Annotated in this window: 23 protein-coding genes and 1 tRNA gene; 5 read left to right on the top strand and 19 right to left on the bottom strand. The window is 46.1% G+C overall.

What is annotated here, in order from left to right; genetic code table 11:
* Positions 1 to 59 precede the first annotated feature (59 nt).
* The 4 genes from ACF8EG_RS18460 to mutY form a co-directional block, all read right to left on the bottom strand.
* Positions 60 to 135: transfer RNA gene (locus tag ACF8EG_RS18460), tRNA-Phe, on the bottom strand.
* 100 nt (positions 136 to 235) lie between these two features.
* Complete coding sequence (mltC, locus tag ACF8EG_RS18455) at positions 236 to 1,375, bottom strand: membrane-bound lytic murein transglycosylase MltC (RefSeq protein ID WP_005490305.1); 1,140 nt, start codon at positions 1,373 to 1,375, stop codon at positions 236 to 238.
* 88 nt (positions 1,376 to 1,463) lie between these two features.
* Positions 1,464 to 1,736, bottom strand: a complete 273-nt coding sequence (locus ACF8EG_RS18450; RefSeq protein WP_069505243.1) for an oxidative damage protection protein — start codon at positions 1,734 to 1,736, stop codon at positions 1,464 to 1,466.
* A 19-nt stretch (positions 1,737 to 1,755) separates the two neighbouring features.
* Complete coding sequence (gene mutY / locus ACF8EG_RS18445; RefSeq protein WP_025593826.1) at positions 1,756 to 2,832, bottom strand: A/G-specific adenine glycosylase; 1,077 nt, start codon at positions 2,830 to 2,832, stop codon at positions 1,756 to 1,758.
* Positions 2,833 to 3,035: 203 nt separating this feature from the next.
* Here mutY and trmB point away from each other — a divergent pair, with 203 nt between their 5' ends.
* The 3 genes from trmB (at position 3,036) to glsB (ending at position 5,808) form a co-directional block, all read left to right on the top strand.
* A complete protein-coding gene (trmB, locus tag ACF8EG_RS18440) occupies positions 3,036 to 3,755 on the top strand; it encodes a tRNA (guanosine(46)-N7)-methyltransferase TrmB (protein WP_069505245.1) in 720 nt (239 codons plus the stop codon).
* Between the two features lie 11 nt (positions 3,756 to 3,766).
* Positions 3,767 to 4,795, top strand: a complete 1,029-nt coding sequence (locus ACF8EG_RS18435) for a TRM11 family methyltransferase (RefSeq protein ID WP_206926124.1) — start codon at positions 3,767 to 3,769, stop codon at positions 4,793 to 4,795.
* Between the two features lie 92 nt (positions 4,796 to 4,887).
* Positions 4,888 to 5,808, top strand: coding sequence for a glutaminase B (glsB, locus tag ACF8EG_RS18430; protein WP_005482494.1), 921 nt, complete (start codon positions 4,888 to 4,890; stop codon positions 5,806 to 5,808).
* A gap of 61 nt (positions 5,809 to 5,869) precedes the next feature.
* Here glsB and hemW read toward each other — a convergent pair whose 3' ends face one another.
* From hemW to ACF8EG_RS18395, 7 genes are all read right to left on the bottom strand, one after another.
* Complete coding sequence (gene hemW, locus ACF8EG_RS18425; RefSeq protein ID WP_069505249.1) at positions 5,870 to 7,048, bottom strand: radical SAM family heme chaperone HemW; 1,179 nt, start codon at positions 7,046 to 7,048, stop codon at positions 5,870 to 5,872.
* A gap of 18 nt (positions 7,049 to 7,066) precedes the next feature.
* Positions 7,067 to 7,669 (bottom strand): XTP/dITP diphosphatase, encoded by a 603-nt coding sequence (locus tag ACF8EG_RS18420; protein WP_025518666.1) that lies wholly within the window; start codon positions 7,667 to 7,669, stop codon positions 7,067 to 7,069.
* A 117-nt stretch (positions 7,670 to 7,786) separates the two neighbouring features.
* The gene (locus tag ACF8EG_RS18415) at positions 7,787 to 8,218 is read right to left on the bottom strand and encodes a DUF4426 domain-containing protein (protein ID WP_005461703.1); all 432 of its coding nucleotides are present in this window, start codon (positions 8,216 to 8,218) and stop codon (positions 7,787 to 7,789) included.
* Positions 8,219 to 8,345: 127 nt separating this feature from the next.
* Positions 8,346 to 8,636 carry a DUF167 family protein YggU gene (gene yggU, locus ACF8EG_RS18410; RefSeq protein ID WP_005482461.1) on the bottom strand — a complete coding sequence of 97 codons (291 nt, stop codon included), beginning with the start codon at positions 8,634 to 8,636 and terminating at the stop codon, positions 8,346 to 8,348.
* Positions 8,636 to 9,193, bottom strand: coding sequence for a YggT family protein (locus ACF8EG_RS18405; RefSeq protein ID WP_005482440.1), 558 nt, complete (start codon positions 9,191 to 9,193; stop codon positions 8,636 to 8,638). Before ACF8EG_RS18405 ends, yggU begins: the two co-directional genes overlap by 1 nt.
* 52 nt (positions 9,194 to 9,245) lie before the next feature.
* A complete protein-coding gene (proC, locus tag ACF8EG_RS18400) occupies positions 9,246 to 10,064 on the bottom strand; it encodes a pyrroline-5-carboxylate reductase (RefSeq protein ID WP_005482485.1) in 819 nt (272 codons plus the stop codon).
* Positions 10,065 to 10,183: 119 nt separating this feature from the next.
* Positions 10,184 to 10,897: a YggS family pyridoxal phosphate-dependent enzyme gene (locus ACF8EG_RS18395; protein ID WP_005461710.1), complete on the bottom strand. Its 714-nt coding sequence runs from the start codon at positions 10,895 to 10,897 to the stop codon at positions 10,184 to 10,186.
* A gap of 28 nt (positions 10,898 to 10,925) precedes the next feature.
* Here ACF8EG_RS18395 and ACF8EG_RS18390 point away from each other — a divergent pair, with 28 nt between their 5' ends.
* Both ACF8EG_RS18390 and ACF8EG_RS18385 read left to right on the top strand, forming a co-directional pair.
* Positions 10,926 to 11,966 (top strand): type IV pilus twitching motility protein PilT, encoded by a 1,041-nt coding sequence (locus ACF8EG_RS18390; RefSeq protein ID WP_005461712.1) that lies wholly within the window; start codon positions 10,926 to 10,928, stop codon positions 11,964 to 11,966.
* A gap of 30 nt (positions 11,967 to 11,996) precedes the next feature.
* Positions 11,997 to 13,103: a PilT/PilU family type 4a pilus ATPase gene (locus tag ACF8EG_RS18385; protein WP_005461714.1), complete on the top strand. Its 1,107-nt coding sequence runs from the start codon at positions 11,997 to 11,999 to the stop codon at positions 13,101 to 13,103.
* Positions 13,104 to 13,164: 61 nt separating this feature from the next.
* Here ACF8EG_RS18385 and ruvX read toward each other — a convergent pair whose 3' ends face one another.
* The 8 genes from ruvX to metK form a co-directional block, all read right to left on the bottom strand.
* A complete protein-coding gene (gene ruvX, locus ACF8EG_RS18380) occupies positions 13,165 to 13,590 on the bottom strand; it encodes a Holliday junction resolvase RuvX (protein WP_005461715.1) in 426 nt (141 codons plus the stop codon).
* 48 nt (positions 13,591 to 13,638) lie between these two features.
* Entirely contained in the window at positions 13,639 to 14,202 is a 564-nt protein-coding gene (locus ACF8EG_RS18375) for a YqgE/AlgH family protein (RefSeq protein WP_005461717.1), read from the bottom strand.
* 113 nt (positions 14,203 to 14,315) lie between these two features.
* On the bottom strand, positions 14,316 to 15,266 hold the full coding sequence (gene gshB, locus ACF8EG_RS18370; RefSeq protein WP_005425823.1) for a glutathione synthase: 951 nt from the start codon (positions 15,264 to 15,266) through the stop codon (positions 14,316 to 14,318).
* Between the two features lie 14 nt (positions 15,267 to 15,280).
* Positions 15,281 to 16,012 carry a 16S rRNA (uracil(1498)-N(3))-methyltransferase gene (rsmE, locus tag ACF8EG_RS18365; protein WP_005461719.1) on the bottom strand — a complete coding sequence of 244 codons (732 nt, stop codon included), beginning with the start codon at positions 16,010 to 16,012 and terminating at the stop codon, positions 15,281 to 15,283.
* 124 nt (positions 16,013 to 16,136) lie between these two features.
* The gene (gene endA / locus ACF8EG_RS18360; RefSeq protein WP_069505251.1) at positions 16,137 to 16,832 is read right to left on the bottom strand and encodes a deoxyribonuclease I; all 696 of its coding nucleotides are present in this window, start codon (positions 16,830 to 16,832) and stop codon (positions 16,137 to 16,139) included.
* Positions 16,833 to 16,951: 119 nt separating this feature from the next.
* A complete protein-coding gene (locus ACF8EG_RS18355; protein ID WP_021453096.1) occupies positions 16,952 to 17,449 on the bottom strand; it encodes a SprT family zinc-dependent metalloprotease in 498 nt (165 codons plus the stop codon).
* Between the two features lie 66 nt (positions 17,450 to 17,515).
* Positions 17,516 to 18,313 (bottom strand): DUF2189 domain-containing protein, encoded by a 798-nt coding sequence (locus tag ACF8EG_RS18350; protein WP_029805629.1) that lies wholly within the window; start codon positions 18,311 to 18,313, stop codon positions 17,516 to 17,518.
* Positions 18,314 to 18,657: 344 nt separating this feature from the next.
* Positions 18,658 to 19,812 carry a methionine adenosyltransferase gene (metK, locus tag ACF8EG_RS18345; RefSeq protein WP_005461723.1) on the bottom strand — a complete coding sequence of 385 codons (1,155 nt, stop codon included), beginning with the start codon at positions 19,810 to 19,812 and terminating at the stop codon, positions 18,658 to 18,660.
* Positions 19,813 to 19,948 lie beyond the last annotated feature (136 nt).

Raw genomic sequence — 19,948 nt, 5'->3', positions numbered from 1 at the left:
TATTCTTTGTGCTTTTGTTCGTGTAATAACTTTTGCTAAGACACCAACAAATCAAATTGTGGTGCCCGGAGGCGGAATCGAACCACCGACACGAGGATTTTCAATCCTCTGCTCTACCGACTGAGCTATCCGGGCAACGGAGCGCTATTAAACGGATTTTCCCGCTTTGCGTCAACCACTTTTTTTAAATAATTTCAAAAAAGTGGTTGTTCGAACGCTTTTTATTCAACTGTCATTACAAAGTGTGCTCAGAGTTAAATTCCTTTTTGAAATTTGTAACTTTTTCTAGGTAACGACGCGCTTCAGCGTTCGGATGTTTCTTAGTTAGCGCCCAATAAACTTGGTTGGGTTGCAAAGAATTGAGATCTCGCATCGCGCGTTTTCGGTCACTGCGATTAAATGTGTTTAAAACACCACCAGTTCCACCGTTGTAAGCGGAAATCATACTGTACTCTAACGAAGTTGGATGCTGAACTTCGCGTAAATAACGGTTTTTGAGGATGTAGAAGTAGGCGGTTCCTGTGTCAATATTGTTTTCTGGGTTGAACAAATACTCTGGGCTAGGTTGTCCTGATTTGTTCTTTACGAGCTTAAATACATCACGACCAGCGGTTTTAGGCACTACTTGCATCAATCCATAAGCATTGGCCCAACTTACTGCGTAAGGGTTAAAACTGCTCTCGGTTTTGATGATGGCGTAAATCAGATCTTCAGGAATGTCGTATTTTTTTGACGCGCGACGCACGATATCCGCGTATTGGTAACTACGCTGAGAGAAGTGATCCTCTACCATTGGAATCTCAACGTAATACGCTTTTTTAAAGTCTACATCTTTGGTTTTGATGTTATTGGCAATCAGATAGTCAGCGAAGCGATTCGCGCGCCATGACCATTGAATGGGCTTTTTATCTTGATCGAGCACCTGTTTGTACAAAAAGGGTTGGCCTTCGAGTTTGATCTCTTTCGATGAGAACAAGTCGACGTTTGCTGGATCATCTGGCGTTAGCAATGTGGTGATGATCGCGTTCTTCAAGTGTTTTTGTGGTTCGGTCGGAGAAACGGTCTCGATAGTGATAAGACCTTTCTGGAAATCCACTTCTGCCCGACTTAAATAATTGTCGATGTATTTAACGTAGTTACTTTTACCTGCGAACTTCACTTCACGTTGTCCCCAACGCTTTTTGATATTGCCTGAGAAGCTATTGATTAACGCATCGAGTGCGGCGGTATCTTTCTCAAACTGGCCTGGTAGCTCTGCTAGATTGTTTGCAAAGCGGTTGGTTGGCTCGTAGTTCACGTCATAAATTTTTTCGACGAATTCGCGGCTACAGCCTGCCAATAAGAGAGCGGTGGCAATAAAAGCAATTTTCTTCATAAGTTTTTAGGTGATGAGGACAAGACGCTGGAGGAAAAATGACATCACAGTTTAGGTTGTGATGTCATTGCTTTTGAACAAATTGGCTTTATTCGCTTGGTGGTGTGTAACCTTCAATGTGAACGTCTTTGCCTTCGAATAGGAAGTTCACCATTTCGGCTTCGAGCAGTTTACGATGCTCTGGATCCATCATGTTGAGCTTTTTCTCGTTGATCAACATGGTTTGTTTGTGTTGCCACTGAGCCCAAGCTTCTTTCGAGATGTTATCGAAAATGCGTTTACCTAGTTCACCTGGGTAAAGTTGAAAGTCCAGACCTTCGCCTTCTTTCTTTAGTCGAGCACAAAACACAGTGCGGCTCATAATGACTCCTTGTATTCAATTAACGAAGTTCGTGAGGTAGCGCTTCCAATAAAAGTTTTACTGGTGCGGCTAAGCCCACTTCTTCAGGTTGAGATAAGTTATACCAAAGACCTTTGCTGCCTTCCATTATCACATCGGGTTGCTTTGACAGGTCAATCAAAATCGGTGTGATATCTAGGTGGTAATGACTAAATGTATGGCGAAACGTGATTAACGTTTCCTGCTTATTGATGTCGCTGGCTTTTATACCACGTTGCTCAAGTAGTAAATCGATATCGCTTTCGACGTCCACATGTTCGGTTTGTGGGAAGCAAAATAAACCTCCCCAAATACCAGTTTGTGGTCTTTGTTCTAACCATACTTCGTGTCCGTTCTCATTGTGGTGATGAAGCATCACGAAGCGGGTTTGTTTGACCGGTTTTTCTTTCTTCGGCTTTTTACCCGGGTAGTCGAGCACGTTCCCTTGTTTTTTCGCCACACATAAATCAGCAACAGGGCATAGGGTGCACTTAGGTTTGCTGCGGGTACAAACCATCGCCCCCATGTCCATCATGGCTTGGTTATACTTATCTACATCAGTTTGCGGAGTATGCGCTTCGGCAATTTCCCACAACTGATTTTCAACTTTCTTCTGACCTGGCCAACCTTCTACAGCAAAGCAGCGTGATAACGTTCGTTTTACATTGCCATCAAGAATGGCATGCGGTTGCTTGTGTACCGATGACAATACGGCTGCTGCGGTTGAGCGACCAATTCCAGGAAGCGCATTCATTTGTTCTAGATTAAGTGGAAACTCGCCACTGTATTTATGGGCGACCTCTTTAGCGGCTTTATGAAGGTTGCGAGCACGCGCGTAATAACCTAGGCCAGTCCAAAGGTGTAGCACTTCATCTTGCTCTGCGTTCGCAAGGTCGACGACAGTCGGAAAGCGTTCCAAGAAGCGTTGGTAATAAGGAATAACGGTAGTGACCTGTGTTTGCTGAAGCATGATTTCAGACAACCAGACACTGTATGCGGTTTTGTTTTGTTGCCACGGAAGATCTTTTCTTCCGTATGCGTCATACCATTCTAAGATGGCACTGGCGAAAGGGGTCACGACTTGCTCTGTATTCTATTATTGGTTAGGGGCAAAATTGCACCACAGAATGGGTAAGAAGTACAACTGGTAAACAGTGGGGATATTACAGGGGGTGTGATGGCTTTTGGGTAGCGATAGGCCACAAGCTCAACAAATACTTGCACCCGAGTAAATTCTTTGGATAATCCCCGCTTTGATTAATCAATGTGCAGGCAAAATCAATGAGTGAAGTAACCACCAACGAATACAACGAAGACGGCAAGCTGATCCGTAAAATCCGCAGTTTTGTACGTCGCGAAGGTCGTCTAACGAAAGGCCAAGAGAACGCGATGAACGAGTGCTGGCCAACAATGGGTATCGACTACAAAGCAGAACTTCTTGATTGGAAAGAAGTGTTTGGTAACGATAATCCAGTCGTACTAGAAATCGGTTTTGGTATGGGTGCTTCATTGGTTGAAATGGCAAAGAATGCGCCTGAGAAAAACTTCTTCGGTATTGAAGTACATAGCCCAGGTGTTGGTGCTTGTCTTTCTGATGCACGCGAAGCGGGTATCACTAATCTTCGCGTAATGTGTCACGATGCGGTTGAAGTGTTTGAGCACATGATCCCAAATGACAGCCTTGCTACGCTACAGTTATTCTTCCCAGACCCTTGGCACAAAAAGCGTCACCACAAGCGTCGTATCGTGCAGCTTGAGTTTGCTGAAATGGTTCGTCAAAAGCTTATCCCGAACGAAGGCATTTTCCACATGGCAACAGACTGGGAAAATTACGCAGAGCACATGATTGAAATCATGAACCAAGCGCCAGGTTTCGAAAATATTGCGCAAGATGGTGACTTTGTTCCTCGTCCTGAAGATCGTCCACTGACGAAGTTTGAAGCTCGCGGTCACCGTCTAGGTCACGGTGTGTGGGATATTAAATACGAACGCATTGCTTAAGGAGTCAGTTGATGTACCACTACGCGATATTAGCGAATCCGGGTCACAACCGAATTTACTTTGATAGCGCAATGACCATTGCATGCTCAGAGCTCAAAGCGATTTTGGCCTCTGAAGGTGTTGAAGTGACTGAAATTGGCAGCAAAGACGTGGGTTTACCTGCGGCGCTGGTGTTTTCTTGTGAGCAGGCGTTAAGTGAAGCGCAGTCTCGTAAGATTGCCGCATCTTCTATCTATTACGCGCTGTTTGAAGTGCGTGAAGATGGTTTGCTTCGTCCAATTCAGGCGCCTGTATTCAATACTTTCCCTGAGAGCATGAGCCAGATCCTGCGTTATACAGGTAAAACCAATGAGCAGTTTACTCGCTTGATGGTTAACCTTGGCGTGAGTGCTGTAAATACTGACAGCACGCAGCTAACGCTGATGGATCCAATGTGTGGTAAGGGTACAACACTGTTTGAAGGTTTGATCCATGGCTTGAATGTCGTGGGTGTGGAGATCAACCAGAAGTGGGTTCAAGAGATCCAAACCTTCATCGTTAAGTTTATGAAGAATGGCCGCTTCAAGCACAAAGTGAGCAAGGAAAAGCGCACTTCTGGTGGCAAGAAAGTGGCAGATGGCTTCGTTGTTGAAGCGGCTGCAAGTAAAGAAGACTACCTCCAGGGTAATCTTCAAACCATGAAGTTGTATTCAGCAGATACCCGTATCGCTGACCAAGTTGTGAAGAAAAACTCGGTTGACGTCATGGTGTCTGACCTACCTTATGGTGTGCAGCACGGTAGCAAAAATGCCAAAGACAGCAAGCTGAACCGTAGCCCACTAGAGCTTTTGAAAGAGGCTCTGCCTGCATGGAAAGTGGTGCTGAAAAAACAAGGTTCTGTGGTGCTGTCTTTCAATGAATTCACGTTGAAATGGAAAGATGTCGCGGCATTATTTGAAGAGCAAGGGTGGAAGGTACTTTCAGAAGAGCCTTACATCGGTTATCTTCACCGTGTTGATCAATCTATCAACCGCAATATTATTGTGGCAGTGAAACCATAATCGAATCTTCGATAACGAATCCGATGAAAAGCCAACGCTCTGTTGGCTTTTTTTACCTCTGAGCGAATACTCTTGTGACAAGAAGGTAGACAATGAAACCGACAGCGGAAATTTTGACAGATATTCTGGCGGAAGTGCGCCCTTTGATCGGCCAAGGAAAAGTGGCGGACTACATTCCGGCTCTGGCAAAAGTACCGAATAATAAATTAGCTATTGCGGTATACACCAATGAAGGTGAAGTGATTAAGGCTGGCGATGCCGATGAGTCTTTTTCTATTCAGTCTATTTCGAAAGCACTGAGCCTAACGTTGGCCATGTGCTTGTACAAACAAGAAGAAATTTGGGCAAGAGTAGGTAAAGAGCCATCCGGTCAGGCGTTTAACTCGCTGATTCAGTTGGAGATGGAACAGGGGATTCCACGCAACCCGTTTATTAACGCGGGTGCAATTGTTGTGGCTGACTTGCTGCAAAGTCGTTTGTCTGCACCTCGTCAGCGCTTACTTGAGTTTGTTCGTCAGTTGTCGGGCGATACTCACATTGTCTACGACAAAGTCGTGGCCGCGTCGGAAATGATGCACGGCGATCGCAACGCGGCGATTGCTTACCTAATGCGTTCATTCGGGAACTTCGAAAACGAGGTTATTCCTGTGCTGCAAAACTATTTCCATGCCTGTGCTTTAAAGATGAGCTGTGTGGACTTAGCAAAAACCTTTAGCTACCTAGCCAACAAAGGCACTTCCGTGCAAACGGGCAAGCCAGTGGTGTCACCAACACAAACGAAGCAACTGAATGCATTGCTCGCAACTTGTGGTTTATACGATGGTGCCGGTGAGTTTGCTTACCGTGTGGGTATGCCGGGTAAATCTGGCGTTGGCGGCGGTATTATTGCCGTAGTGCCGGGTGAAATGACCATTGCGGTTTGGTCTCCAGAACTTGATGCGTCAGGGAACTCGCTGGCGGGTACGAAAGCACTGGAACTGCTCTCTGAGCGAATTGGCCGTTCGATTTTTTAGTGTTAACTGTTTCTATACAAAAAGCCTCTCGTCTGAGAGGCTTTTTTGTAGTTCGCGTGGTTTACTCTTCGTCTTCTTCTGCCATAAAGGCTTCAAGTAAGTCGTTGAGGAACAGCTTTCCTTTCTCGGTGATCTGCCAGTGCGTCTCCGTTTCACTCAAATAGCCCATCTCTAACGCCCAATCAATGGTGTCTTGAATGGTACTGAGCGGCAAGCCAGTGGTATCCACGTAATCTTGCTTCGGACACGCTTCCATCAAGCGGAAGCGGTTCATGAAGAACTCAAATGGGCGGTCTTCATCGGCAACAAGCTGCTCAGTATGCAAATACGGCTTCACCATATTTTGATACGCCGCCAAGTAGCCACGAGGATGCTTCACTTTCGTGGTACGAATGATGCGCCCATCGGCAAAACTCAATTTGCCATGCGAGCCACAGCCGATGCCAAGGTAATCGCCAAAGCGCCAGTAATTCAGGTTGTGCTGACACTGATAGCCCGGTTTACTGTAGCCAGAGATTTCGTACTGAACGTAACCTGCTGCTGCTAGCTTTTCATGCCCTTGTTCGAAGATGTCCCACAAGTCATCGTCATCTGGTAGTGTCGGTGGCTTGTAGTAGAACATGGTGTTTGGTTCGATGGTGAGCTGATACCAAGACAGGTGCGGCGGTGCGAGCTCAATCGCTTTGTCCAAATCGGCTAGCGCTTGTTCGATGCTTTGATCGGGTAAGCCGTGCATTAAGTCGAGGTTAAAGCTGTTCAAACCAATTTGATGGGCAAGTTTCGCTGCATTAACGGCTTCGTCTTGACCATGAATTCGTCCTAGACGCTCCAACTTCTCCTGCTCAAAGCTTTGAACTCCGATGGAAATTCGCGTGACGCCCGCTTTACGATAACCCACGAAACGCTCTGCTTCGATGGTGCCAGGGTTTGCTTCCATAGTGATTTCAATGTCTGGCTTGAATGGAATTCGCGCTTCGATGCCTTTTAGCAAACGCTCAATGCCTTTTGCAGAAATCAAACTTGGCGTACCACCGCCAATGAAGATGGAATGCAGCGGACGCGGTACGTCATTTAAGCGGTACTTATCAATATCGGTATCCAGATCTTCTAGAAGGGCACTGATGTACTCTTCTTCTGGGATCTCCGCTTTAAGCGCATGCGAGTTAAAGTCGCAATAAGGGCACTTTTGTACACACCATGGGATGTGTACATACAAGCTGAGTGCTGGGGGCGTTAACATGGACAAGTTCACTCGATCTTACTGTGCGGTTTGTGCTGATAACTGAGCAAACAGTGAGTTCAGTGCTTTACCGCGGTGAGACAACTGCTTTTTACGTGTCGGCTCTAGCTCTGCTGACGCACAGTTATCTTCTGGTACGAAGAAGATAGGGTCGTAACCAAAGCCATTTTCGCCATGTGCTTCAGTCAGAATGCGACCTTCCCATTTGCCATGACAAACGATAGGCGTTGGATCGTTTTCGTGACGCATCAATACCAATACACAGTGGAAACGCGCAGTACGTTCTGCTTCTGGCACGCCTTCCATTGCTTTAAGTAGCTTCTCTAGGTTCTCTTGGTCAGAGGCTTTTTCGCCGGCGTAACGAGCTGAGTAGATGCCTGGTGCACCTTTTAGGAAATCGACTTCCAGACCAGAATCATCTGCAATCGCTGGTAAGCCAGTTTCTTGCGCGGCATGGCGAGCTTTAATGATTGCGTTCTCAATGAATGTGGTGCCCGTTTCAGCAACTTCTGATACGTTGAATTCACTTTGCGCTAATACTTCAAAACCGAAGTCAGACAGTAGATCTGCCATCTCGCGAACTTTGCCTTGGTTGCCTGTTGCTAGCACAATTTTTTTCATGGGAATCTCTTTTAATAGTTATAGAGGAGAACTAATCGTTCTCCTCTAGATATTCTGTAACTGATAGAGGCTTTTGGCCTACTTAGATCAAAAAGCATTTAGATCATCACAACCCAATTACTCTTCGACAAAAAATTTCTGGGTGAATTTAAGCTTACCTGAGCCTTTGTTTCCAGCTTTAACGTCAATATCGAAGGTAAAAGTTTCTTCGTGAGTAATTGGCAGCTCGGCTAAGTAGTAAATGGCTTCGCCTTCTTTAATTTCACGAAAGGTCAACTTTTGAGTTTGGCCAATTAAGTTTTTCGCATGTCCGCCTACCTTCGCCTCGACCGCTGGCTTACCTAAAGAGGCGCTGTCTAACACGCTGATGTTCACTACAGCCACGTAACCATTACGTTTGATGTCGTAGCTGCGAGCGACTTTAGGTGTCAGGAAAGTCGAGTTAAAAGCCACATAGTGTACTTCGATGTCTTTCATGTTTTTGAACTGTTCAGCAAAGGTCGGTAATGACAACAGACTGATCAGTAATGCGGTAATCCATTTGCTCATTGTTACTTCCTCAAAGCACTCGTTATGAGCCAACCATAGTTGCAATTTTACCCGAGTGGCAGGTTAAAAAAGCATGTCCGATAGTTGGTACTAGTAAGTGTGGTACAAAATTATAAATAAAAAGCCATCATAAGATGGCTTTTACTTCAGCGGGTATCTGTACGGGCGATTCTATCCGAATTTGTTTGTGCCGTCCTAGTTCACCTTTTTCTATGTGAACCAAACCCTTAGCTATTTTGAACTGCTTGGCTAAGAACTTGGTGAGGTGAGCATTGGCTTTGCCATCGACAGGTGGTGCAGTGATGGCGATTTTGAGCTCTTCACCGTGCAAGCCGACGATCTTATCGCGGCTTGCTTTTGGTTGAATATAAAGCTTAAGGACGATGTCCTCGCCATCTTGCCAAACTGCTGCGGACATTACAGTTGGAACCAAATAGGACCAATGATATCGCCCATCAAGAAGTTTGCGAATTGCAAACCGATGAACAGAACCAGCACGCTCAAATCCAAGCCGCCAAAAGCAGGAAGCACGCGACGAATTGGTGCGCACATTGGCTCGGTTAATTGATGGAACACGTATTCAATTGGGCTACGACCTTGGCTCACCCAGCTTAGGATTGCGCGAATCAACAATACCCAGAACAGAAGGCCACCAGCAGCTTTTAGTAGCGATAACAAACCTAAGAATAGGAAATCAACACTAAAAGAGACAGAGCCGTTAGACGCAATCAGAATCAGCGCGACAAATTTCAATACACACAGCACGTAAGCGAACAGAACCGTTGCAAGGTCAATATTGCCGATTGATGGAATAACACGACGCAGTGGGCCAATGACTGGCTGAGTCGCTTTTACGATAAATTGCGAGAACGGGTTGTAGAAATCTGCACGTGCAGCTTGCAACCAAATTCGCAAAATCACGACCATGATATACAGGTCAAATAGGGTTGAGATGAGAAAACTCATTGAATTCATAAGGTACCCTTAACAAGTAGTGGATGATGTTTCTTGAGAATCATCCAGATAATTAAAACAGTTTTTCCATTTCTTCTGCGCGAGCAACCGCAGCTTGCATGGCTTTTGCAACGATGTCCGTTAACTGATGTTCGTTGAATGTACGAAGTGCTTCGGCGGTTGTGCCGCCTTTCGAAGTCACGTTTTCACGCAGTGTCGAAAGTTCGGTGTCTGGATTGCTCACCACCATACTTGCCGCACCCAGCGCTGCTTGTTGAACCAACAAACGAGCCGTTTCTTTATCAAAGCCTTGAGCTATCGCTTCAGCTTGCATCGCTTCCATAAACAGGAAGAAGTATGCCGGAGCGCTGCCTGCTGCTGCAATCACATTGTTGATGCCAGATTCTTGTTCCACCCAGCACACTTTACCAACTGCTTGCATCAGTTCTGCGGCAAAGGCTCTGTCTTGTTCTTTGACATGTTCTGGAGCGAATAAGCCACTCATGCCCAAACCCAACTGAGATGGAGTGTTTGGCATGACGCGAACCAAATTCAATTTTGTCGCTAGCATCTCATCCAAACGTGAACAATTGATGCCTGCCGCAATAGAAATTACGAGCTTGTTGCTAAAGTCGATAGATTGCAGAGGTTTACAAACATCCGCCATCATTTGTGGTTTCACAGACAGAACCACCACATCGGCCTCGGACGCGGCCAGCATGTTGTCGCTGGTGGTGCGGATACCAAAATCTTGCTCAAGCGGCAGACGACGCGCCTCTGATGGGGCGGTTGCAACAATGTTTTGTGCAGGGTAGCCGTTAGCCACGAGGCCAGAAACAATGGCTCTGACCATGTTTCCCGCACCGATAAAGGCGATCTTTTTATGTTCCATTTGTCTGATTTCCATCATGATATTTACGATTTATTGTGCGCTCAGGTGTATAATGGCGCCGCTTTGCGTTAACCGCTGTTTCATCGCGGTATCAATTAAGCATTTTCGCTCTTAAATGACTATTCACTTTTCGTGCTGTAGTCTCGCGCGCCAAAGATAGCCGTTCCGATACGAACCATAGTGCTGCCTGCTTCAATCGCAGCGGTCATGTCGCCACTCATGCCCATCGATAAGGTATCGATTTCTGGGTATTGCTGTTCAAGGGTTTGCTTCAGTGTCGCTAGCTTCTCGAACTCACGAAGCTGGGCGTCGTAGTCTGACACGTTCGCAGGAATCGACATCAATCCTCTTAAAGTGAGGTTGGGAAGGCGAGAAATCAACTCAGCCAGTTCGAATATTTCTGCGTCACTAACGCCAGATTTGGAATCTTCACCACTGGTGTTGACTTGAATCAGCACTTGCAATGGTTTGAGTTCTTGCGGACGTTGCTCATTGAGTCGCTGTGCGATCTTAGCGCGATCAATGGTGTGAACCCAATCGAAATGTTCAGCAACAAGTCGCGATTTATTCGATTGAATCGGGCCAATGAAGTGCCATTCGATTCGATTATCTGGATAATGCTCGGCAAAGTGCTGAACTTTACTGACGCCTTCTTGGACGTAGTTTTCACCAAACGCGGTTTGTCCCGCTTGGTAGGCTTCGAGAATTGCCTCGACAGGTTTAGTTTTGCTTACCGCTAGAAGTTGCACTGACTCTGGAGATCGACCACATTTTTGTTCGTCGCGTCGAATTTGAGAGGTGATATGTTCAATATTTTGTTGAATACTACTCATAGCTGTACTTTAGACTTAAGGATTTTAAATGGATATCACTGAGTTACTGGATTTTAGTGTAAAACATAATGCTTCGGATCTACATCTTTCTGCAGGTGTACCACCAATGGTTCGTATTGATGGTGATGTGAGAAAACTGGGCATTCCAGCGTTTACACACCAAGAAGTGCATCGTTTGGTTTTTGAAATCATGAACGATGCCCAGCGCAGTGAGTTCGAAGAAAAACTCGAAGTCGATTTCTCTTTTGAATTGCATAACGTTGGCCGTTTTCGTGTCAACGCTTTCAACCAATCTCGCGGTTGTGCGGCAGTGTTCCGTACCATCCCAAGTAGCATCCCAACTCTGGAAGAGCTAGAAGCGCCAGAGATCTTCAAAAAAATCGCGAATGCTGAAAAAGGTTTGGTTTTGGTTACTGGCCCAACGGGTTCTGGTAAATCGACAACCTTAGCAGCCATTGTTGACTACATTAACCGTAATCACAACAAGCATATCCTCACAATTGAAGATCCGATTGAATTTGTTCACAACAACAATAAGTGTTTGATCAACCAACGTGAAGTTCACCGTGATACCCATAGCTTCCAAAACGCGCTACGCAGCGCATTGCGTGAAGACCCGGATGTGATCCTTGTCGGTGAGATGCGTGACAAAGAAACCATCAGCCTAGCGTTAACGGCGGCAGAAACGGGTCACTTAGTTTTCGGTACGTTGCACACCAGTTCAGCAGCAAAAACCATCGACCGTATCATCGATGTGTTCCCAGGTAGTGACAAAGACATGGTGCGTTCCATGTTGTCTGAATCCCTTCGTTCGGTTATCGCGCAAAAACTTTTGAAACGTAATGGCGGTGGTCGTATTGCTTGTCACGAAATCATGATGGCAACGCCCGCGATTCGTAACTTGATTCGCGAAGACAAAGTCGCGCAGATGTACTCAATCATTCAAACGGGTGCCGCGCATGGAATGCAAACCATGGAACAAAATGCCCGTCAGTTGATGGCGCAAGGCATGGTTTCGCGCGAAGAAGTCGACAGCAAGATTGGGCTTGAAGTGCAGCAATTCTCGTAACGCTCATACAGATAATGGTGAATACGGAAGATGGATCTGAATAAATTTCTTGAAGGTATGTTGACGCTAAAAGCGTCGGATCTTTACATCACGGTTGGTGCGCCAATTCTATTTCGTGTGGATGGCGAATTGCGTCCGCAAGGGGAGAAACTCACCGAACATGATGTTGCAAAGTTGCTTGATAGCGCAATGGATCCGGATCGGCGTCAGGAGTTTCGCAAAAGCCGCGAATCAAACTTTGCTATCGTCAGAGATTGTGGTCGCTTCCGTGTTAGTGCTTTTTTTCAGCGAGAACTGCCGGGTGCAGTTATTCGCCGTATCGAAACCATCATTCCTACTTTTGAGCAGTTAAAACTGCCTTTAGTGCTGCAAGACTTAGCGATTGCCAAGCGTGGTTTGGTGCTGGTGGTCGGCGCGACTGGCTCGGGTAAATCGACCACGATGGCAGCGATGACGGGCTATCGAAACAGCAACAAAACCGGTCACATCTTGACGGTCGAAGATCCGATCGAATTTGTGCATGAGCATAAGCGTTGTATCGTGACTCAGCGTGAGGTGGGTTTGGATACCGAAAGCTATGAAGTCGCACTGAAAAACTCGCTGCGCCAAGCGCCAGATATGATTTTGATAGGTGAGATCCGTAGCCGAGAAACGATGGAATACGCGATGACCTTCGCCGAAACGGGTCACTTGTGTATGGCAACGTTGCACGCTAACAACGCCAACCAAGCGTTAGAACGTATTCTCCATTTGGTGCCTAAAGATCAAAAAGAGCAATTCTTGTTTGATTTGTCGATGAACCTAAAAGGCGTGATTGGTCAGCAGCTGATCCGCGATAAGAATGGTCAAGGGCGTCATGGTGTGTTTGAGATCTTGCTAAACAGTCCACGAGTGTCGGATTTGATACGTCGTGGTGATTTACACGAATTGAAATCAACCATGGCACGATCCAATGAGTTTGGCATGCTGACGTTTGACCAATCGCTCTACAAGCTGGTGATGCAAGGTAAAATCAGCGAAGAGGATGCACTGCACAGTGCAGATTCTGCTAACGATCTTCGTTTAATGCTGAAAACACAGCGTGGTGAGCCGTTCTCTACAGGCAGTCTTGCCAATGTCAAAATCGATATGGATTAAGCGTATTCAAGACACAAAAAAGGTTGGCTTCTGCCAACCTTTTTCATTGTGCTTGCGAGGTTTATTCACCCCAAAGCGCTTCAAACCAACTTTCTAGAATGACCACGGCAGATTGGCAGTCGATATTGCCTTTCGATAAGGCTTTGTAGCCACCCATACTGAACAATTCTGCGCGCGCTTCTGAAGTTGATAAGCGCTCATCATGTAATTCAACAGGCAAGCCATAACGACCTTGCAGACGCTTCGCGAATTTTTTCGCTCGCGGGGTGATGGTTTCTAAATCTTTACCATGCAAATCCGTTGGCAGGCCTACGACCAATAAGTCTGGCTGCCATTCTTTAATTTGTTTTTCGATGTCATCCCAATTTGGAATGCCATCATTGGCTTTAAACGCTTTCAGTGGTGAAGCGGTACCAGTGATTTCTTGACCAATCGCGCTACCAATACTTTTAGTACCGAAGTCGAAGGCCATTATTGTGCGTGACATACAGTGTCTCAAATCTTAATGAAGTAGAAGTTAAGGAAGGCGGTTGTGTTACGCATGACCTGCGTCTGCCGACAATTGGCTTGGGTCGATACCTAGCTTTTCTACCGCTTTTTTCCAGCGCTCTGTAATGGGCGTATCGAAGATGATTTCTGGTGTGGCTTCGATGGTTAGCCAAGAGTTTTCAACCAGTTCATTTTCTAACTGACCAGCACTCCAACCGGAATAACCAAGAGCAACCAAATAGTCACTTGGCTCAGCCTCTGTCCCCAATACGGAAAGAATATCTCGTGAAGTGGTGACAGCAAGGTCATCGGTCATTTGAATGCTGGATTCATAGTAATCTTTCGGTTTATGTAGAATAAAACCACGGTCTTCTGAGATTGGACCGCCATTGTAGACGGGTCTATCTAAGCTGGCTTCAAACAGGCGTGGGTGAACAGGCTGCACGTCAACTTGCTTGAGCATGTTACCTACAGTGATATCAACAGGCGCGTTGATCATCAGACCCATTGCGCCTTCTTCGTTATGTTCACAAACGTAGATAACGCTATTCTGGAAATACGGATCTTTCATTCCAGGCATGGCTACTAAAAAATGGTTTGTGAGGTTCATTCTCATACCGACCTTTAAGACTCGTAAATGCACTTAAGCAAACTCGCGACTATGTGCATGAGTTTGCTTAAGATAATGTCTGGTTCTCTACTATAACTGTACTATATATTCAGTTATTCGCCTTTCACACGACGTTCAATGGCATCCATCAGTTTGCCAGTGATAGAAATGTCGAATGCCGCTTCGATTTCACGAATACAAGTTGGGCTAGTCACGTTGATTTCAGTTAGCTTGTCGCCAATCACATCAAGACCAACAAAGATAAGCCCTTTTTCTTTTAGAGTCGGAGCAACAGCTTGAGCAATCTTCATATCTGTTTCGCTTAGCGGACGAGCTTCACCAGTACCACCAGCAGCTAGGTTGCCGCGCGTTTCGCCTTTAGCAGGAATGCGCGCAAGACAGTAAGGCATCGGTTCACCGTCAACAACAAGAATACGCTTATCACCATTGCTGATGTCTGGCACGAAGGTTTGCGCCATCGCGTAGTTTTGACCATGGTTAGTCAGCGTTTCGATGATCACCGACACGTTTGGATCGTTTTCTTTTACGCGGAAAATTGAAGCGCCGCCCATACCATCAAGAGGTTTGAGGATCACATCGCCGTGCTCTTCACGGAAGGCTTTAATTTTTTCTGCTTTGCGTGTCACGATTGTGGTTGGCGTAAGTTCTGGGAACCAAGCGGTAAACAGTTTTTCGTTGCAGTCGCGTAGGCTTTGAGGTTTGTTAACGATCAATGCGCCTTGTTCTTCAGCACGCTCAAGAATGTAAGTCGCGTAGATGTACTCGGTATCAAATGGAGGATCTTTGCGCATGAGTACCGCGTCGAGCTCAGACAGTTCGATCGTCTGTTCAGATTTGAACTCGTACCAGCCGTTTGGATCTTCTTTCAGCTCAACCACTTTAGTGTCGGCAATCGCTTTGCCTTGGTCTAGGTGAAGATCGTTCATTTCCATGTAGTGGATTTCATAGCCGCGGCGTTGCGCTTCAAGCATCATGGCAAAGCTAGAGTCTTTCTTGATGTTAATGGACGAGATTGGGTCCATTACAATACCGAGTTTGATCATTATTTTTCTCCGTTTTAACCAAGATCGCCGAAACGAACTTGTAAGGCTGTAATTGCTGTCAGAGCCGCAGTTTCGGTGCGTAGAACGCGAGGGCCGAGTAGCGTCTCTTCAAATTGGTATTCGCGAGTCATGTCGATCTCTTCTGACGACAAACCGCCTTCAGGGCCGATCAGAAGACGCACTTTCTCTACAGGTGTCGGCAGGGTGTTGATTGAGTATTTTGCACGAGGGTGAAGGTTGAGCTTTAGACCATCGTACTCTTCTTGGCACCACTGCTCCAAGCTCATGATTGGGCGAATTTCTGGTACTACGTTGCGACCACATTGTTCACACGCACTGATCGCAATCTTCTGCCACTGAGCGAGCTTTTTCTCAAAACGCTTTTGATCCAGCTTTACGCCACAACGTTCAGAAATAAGTGGTGTGATGGTATTAACGCCAAGCTCTACTGATTTCTGGATGGTGAACTCCATCTTATCGCCACGTGAAATGACTTGGCCAAGATGTAAGTCGAGAGGGGATTCAATGTTGCTTTCGACGCGCTCAGTTACGTCAACGAGAACGTTCTTTTTACTGACTTCACTGATCACTGCTGGGAACTCTGCGCCACTGCCGTCAAATAATAGAACTTCTTGGCCTTCTTTCATGCGAAGTACTCGGCCGATATGGCCTGCAGCGTCTTCACTTAAAGCGATGGTACCAAGTTGATGAATGGTTTCTGGATGATAAATTCGAGGGATACGCATGAGATTTCCAGCAAGAGAATAAACTTAGTTCCTAACATGGATGCTTTCCACCGAAAAAACAAGGGGCAAGAGGCGTTTCGAATGAAGGAAACGCCTCAAACAAAGCTCGGGTGCGCTTGTGTTTTTACAGTGCGCGGCAAGCCTCTTGAACAAACGGGTTGTGGTTCCCTTGTACTTTGGCGATGCGCTCGTCACGCTCACATTCCCATTTGTCTACCGGATAGGTTTTGTTCCAAGCACTCATTAGCTGAGTTTGCTGCTTGGATAGTTTGAATCCGTACTCCTTGCTCATGTATAAGTAAGTGCGTGCAATCGAGCCACGGGCTCTGTCGGGTGGCATTACTTTGCGTTGCTTGAAGTTCACTTGCATGTCGCAGCGGCCATAACTGACACCATCCATGCCGTTCCATTGGCTGAAGTTGAAGTTAGAACGGTCTCCGTTCAGCTCACCAACCGCTGGGGTCAGGTTGTGTAAATCCGCCTCCATGAGTTTAAAAGCCGTGTCGTTGCGCGAACAGTTTTTGCGCCCACCGCTTTGCCAACACTGGAGCTGGTGGCCGAATTGCCAAGCAGGAACCACATGTTCCCATTCAATGCGAGCTGCACGTTTTTCTTGTTTGCGAACTTGGTAACCGCAAGAGACTAAGTCAGGAACGCCTTTTTTGCCTTGCCACTGGATATCACAACCGCAGTAAAAACTGCTTGGGTGGTCTTGATAGATTTTCACCGCTTCACGTTTGGCGGCAGAAAATGAGCTAGGAGGGGCAGAAAAAGCGGAAGTAGAAAGAACAAAGAGAAACAGAGTAAACAAGTATTTCATGATTAAAGTCTTTAAAAAGTATGACTTTAATCATTCTACCACTCAGAGATTGGCTTTCGTAATGAGTCTGTTAATAATAAAAATAAACAAGTGATCGCCGCTGTTTCTCACCGGAGAAATTAAGAAAGTTGAACACCTGTAAAATTCAAAGGCTGGTGGCATTTTTGACAGGAGTAGGTTGCCTCTTTGCGCAGTACTTTATTGTGTCGGCGAATCGAGAGCGGGTAGGTCATGCAGCCGCAACGATACTCAAACGTCTTACCCTGGACTGAGGTAACTTCAAAACGGTGTGTGGTGTTGGCAGGAATACCAAATACGGATTCCATGACGCCTCGCCACTCTTTTCCGTGTGGTCGAACTCGGCCGTACACTTGGTAGGTGATTAAGTGGGCGACTTCATGAGGAATTACTTCTTCCAAAAACGCCTGTGGATTTTCTCTAAATAAAATAGGGTTGAGACGAATCTGATTTAATTGAAGGTAGGCTTTTCCCGCTGCTTTACCGCGAACGTTGAATGTGATGCTTGGGATAGGGAATGAGCGCTTAAATGCCTGCTGTGCCAAAGAGATACAATCAGCCATGACTTGCTTGGCTTTATAACTCAGTTCAATGTCCATCCATACTCCGGTGTATTCAATAAAAAGCCCCCGCGTTGACGAGGGCTGAATCATAGCATTTGTCCGTTAAGGCGTGTGTTTTTTCTTGATGGTTGCATGGTAGGCGTGCCATGTACCGTAGCCCAAAATTGGCATGGTAAACAACATACCGATTCCGTAGGTAGCAAAGCCAATCAAGATACCGCCACAAATAATCGCTGCCCAAACAATCATGGCCGGAATATTGGATTTCACCGCGTTAAAGCTAGTAAACACCGCTGTCATCATGTCGACACGGCGCTCCATCATTAATGGAATCGAAAACGCAGAGATACTAAATACGGTACACGCCAACACGAATCCAACCAATGAGCCTATGACCAGAAAAGGCAAAAACTCAGTCAGTGGTGCGCCTTGTACGGATGGGTACAACGCGTGGAGCAGCGCAGCGATACGCATCCAGAAAATCATACAAACGGCAAGCAATACTGCGAACGCCCATTGTGAGCTGGAGTTACGACCAATCGCTTTCATGGAATGAAGCAGGCGCGCTTTGTGCCCACGTTCTCTCTCCCAACTCGCATCATAAAGACCCAGTGCTAAAAACGGACCTATGAGCATATAGACGATGAGGCTTGGCATCACCACTAAGTGTGTGCCTTGCCATTGCACCAGAAGCACAATACCAATCGCTGCTGCCATAAAACAGATGCCGTAAAAAGCACTGATGAGAGGCATACGTACGAAATCATGTAACCCCAGAGCTAACCAGTGAAAGGGTGCACTCAGATTGACGGTGTTACACGGAATGGTTCTGGCGTATTCATTATCTGGCACTTCCTTTCGTTTGCTTTGGAAGTCAGATGGATTCACGGTACGAGGCATAACTCCTCCTTGATTAATTCCCACGGTGTCAACGCTTACCAAGGTCGTCAGTACTCGATCATCTCAATGGTTATCTTAAGGAGTACAGTGACTTGGTATCGAGCCATACAAAAGGATGTTTGGTTTACGTGTTTTAATCACGGACTTCACCACGTGAACCTACATCTTATTACTCGGTGTTATATGCATCGAAAAGTGCATTTAACATTATGTTAACTATTGGCGGTGATAGGGGAATTTACAAATAATTGCTGAATTTTTGTTCGGTAAGGGGAGGAAGGAATGTTCGATACAAAAAGCCCCCGCCATAAGGCGAGGGCTTTGTTGATTCTTGCATGGCTCGATTACTTGATGCCAGCGAAATCACGTAGAAGCTCAGCTTTATCAGTCGCTTCCCATGGGAACTCTTCGCGACCGAAGTGACCGTATGCTGCTGTCTTCTTGTAGATTGGTTGAAGTAGGTTAAGCATTTCTTGTAGACCGTATGGACGTAGGTCGAAGAATTGACGAACCGCTTCAATGATGATGTCGTGAGATACTTTCTCGGTACCAAACGTTTCAACCATGATAGACGTTGGATCAGCAACACCGATTGCGTAAGAAAGTTGGATTTCACAACGGTCAGCCATACCAGCCGCTACGATGTTTTTCGCTACGTAACGTGCTGCGTAAGCTGCAGAGCGGTCTACTTTCGATGGATCTTTACCAGAGAATGCACCGCCACCGTGACGAGCTGCACCGCCGTAAGTATCTACGATGATTTTACGACCAGTTAGACCACAGTCACCCATTGGGCCACCAATAACGAAACGACCAGTTGGGTTGATGAAGAAGTTAGTGTCTTTGCTGATCCACTCTGCAGGAAGAACAGGTTTGATGATTTCTTCCATTACAGCTTCACGTAGGTCAGGCGTAGAGATTGAATCACAGTGCTGAGTTGAAAGAACAACAGCATCGATACCAACAATCTTACCTTGGTCGTACTGGAACGTTACCTGAGATTTTGCGTCTGGACGCAACCAAGGTAGTGTGCCGTTTTTACGAACTTCTGCTTGCTTTTCAACAAGACGGTGAGAGTAAGTGATTGGCGCTGGCATGAGTACTTCAGTTTCGTTACATGCGTAACCAAACATGATGCCTTGGTCGCCTGCACCTTGCTCTTTAGGGTCAGCTTTATCAACACCTTGGTTGATATCTGGAGACTGTTTACCAATTGTGTTTAGAACTGCACAAGAGTTCGCGTCAAAGCCCATATCTGAGTGTACGTAGCCGATTTCACGAACGGTTTCACGAGTTAACTCTTCGATGTCAACCCATGCTGAAGTCGTGATTTCACCACCCACCATTACCATACCGGTTTTAACGTAAGTCTCACATGCAACACGAGCCTTTGGATCTTGCTCTAGAATCGCGTCAAGAACCGCATCAGAAATCTGGTCTGCAATTTTATCTGGATGACCTTCTGACACTGACTCAGAAGTAAACAGGTGCTTAGCCATGTTAGCTCCACTATATCTGGTTTAAAACTGAGGAATGATAAACTCCCCAGCGCAAATTAATACTAATATTTGTAGGTGTATCTACATCTAGACGTCTATTCTAATTTTGATTGCTCGAATTACAAGCTCTTTTTTG

It is taken from the genome of Vibrio sp. YQ_11, from assembly GCF_043103065.1.
Taxonomy (GTDB): Bacteria; Pseudomonadota; Gammaproteobacteria; order Enterobacterales; family Vibrionaceae; genus Vibrio; species Vibrio parahaemolyticus.
Note: the sequence above shows the minus strand (reverse complement) of the source record. Positions and strands in the feature narration are given on the sequence as shown.

Excerpts from the sequence above, each read along its gene's own strand:
- mltC (WP_005490305.1), bottom strand. The coding sequence starts at position 1,375 with ATGAAGAAAATTGCTTTTATTGCCACCGCTCTCTTATTGGCAGGCTGT.
- ACF8EG_RS18450 (WP_069505243.1), bottom strand. The coding sequence starts at position 1,736 with ATGAGCCGCACTGTGTTTTGTGCTCGACTAAAGAAAGAAGGCGAAGGT.
- trmB (WP_069505245.1), top strand. The coding sequence starts at position 3,036 with ATGAGTGAAGTAACCACCAACGAATACAACGAAGACGGCAAGCTGATC.
- ACF8EG_RS18435 (WP_206926124.1), top strand. The coding sequence starts at position 3,767 with ATGTACCACTACGCGATATTAGCGAATCCGGGTCACAACCGAATTTAC.
- glsB (WP_005482494.1), top strand. The coding sequence starts at position 4,888 with ATGAAACCGACAGCGGAAATTTTGACAGATATTCTGGCGGAAGTGCGC.
- hemW (WP_069505249.1), bottom strand. The coding sequence starts at position 7,048 with ATGTTAACGCCCCCAGCACTCAGCTTGTATGTACACATCCCATGGTGT.
- ACF8EG_RS18420 (WP_025518666.1), bottom strand. The coding sequence starts at position 7,669 with ATGAAAAAAATTGTGCTAGCAACAGGCAACCAAGGCAAAGTTCGCGAG.
- ACF8EG_RS18415 (WP_005461703.1), bottom strand. The coding sequence starts at position 8,218 with ATGAGCAAATGGATTACCGCATTACTGATCAGTCTGTTGTCATTACCG.
- yggU (WP_005482461.1), bottom strand. The coding sequence starts at position 8,636 with ATGTCCGCAGCAGTTTGGCAAGATGGCGAGGACATCGTCCTTAAGCTT.
- ACF8EG_RS18405 (WP_005482440.1), bottom strand. The coding sequence starts at position 9,193 with ATGAATTCAATGAGTTTTCTCATCTCAACCCTATTTGACCTGTATATC.
- proC (WP_005482485.1), bottom strand. The coding sequence starts at position 10,064 with ATGGAACATAAAAAGATCGCCTTTATCGGTGCGGGAAACATGGTCAGA.
- ACF8EG_RS18395 (WP_005461710.1), bottom strand. The coding sequence starts at position 10,897 with ATGAGTAGTATTCAACAAAATATTGAACATATCACCTCTCAAATTCGA.
- ACF8EG_RS18390 (WP_005461712.1), top strand. The coding sequence starts at position 10,926 with ATGGATATCACTGAGTTACTGGATTTTAGTGTAAAACATAATGCTTCG.
- ACF8EG_RS18385 (WP_005461714.1), top strand. The coding sequence starts at position 11,997 with ATGGATCTGAATAAATTTCTTGAAGGTATGTTGACGCTAAAAGCGTCG.
- ruvX (WP_005461715.1), bottom strand. The coding sequence starts at position 13,590 with ATGTCACGCACAATAATGGCCTTCGACTTCGGTACTAAAAGTATTGGT.
- ACF8EG_RS18375 (WP_005461717.1), bottom strand. The coding sequence starts at position 14,202 with ATGAACCTCACAAACCATTTTTTAGTAGCCATGCCTGGAATGAAAGAT.
- gshB (WP_005425823.1), bottom strand. The coding sequence starts at position 15,266 with ATGATCAAACTCGGTATTGTAATGGACCCAATCTCGTCCATTAACATC.
- rsmE (WP_005461719.1), bottom strand. The coding sequence starts at position 16,012 with ATGCGTATCCCTCGAATTTATCATCCAGAAACCATTCATCAACTTGGT.
- endA (WP_069505251.1), bottom strand. The coding sequence starts at position 16,832 with ATGAAATACTTGTTTACTCTGTTTCTCTTTGTTCTTTCTACTTCCGCT.
- ACF8EG_RS18355 (WP_021453096.1), bottom strand. The coding sequence starts at position 17,449 with ATGGACATTGAACTGAGTTATAAAGCCAAGCAAGTCATGGCTGATTGT.
- ACF8EG_RS18350 (WP_029805629.1), bottom strand. The coding sequence starts at position 18,313 with ATGCCTCGTACCGTGAATCCATCTGACTTCCAAAGCAAACGAAAGGAA.
- metK (WP_005461723.1), bottom strand. The coding sequence starts at position 19,812 with ATGGCTAAGCACCTGTTTACTTCTGAGTCAGTGTCAGAAGGTCATCCA.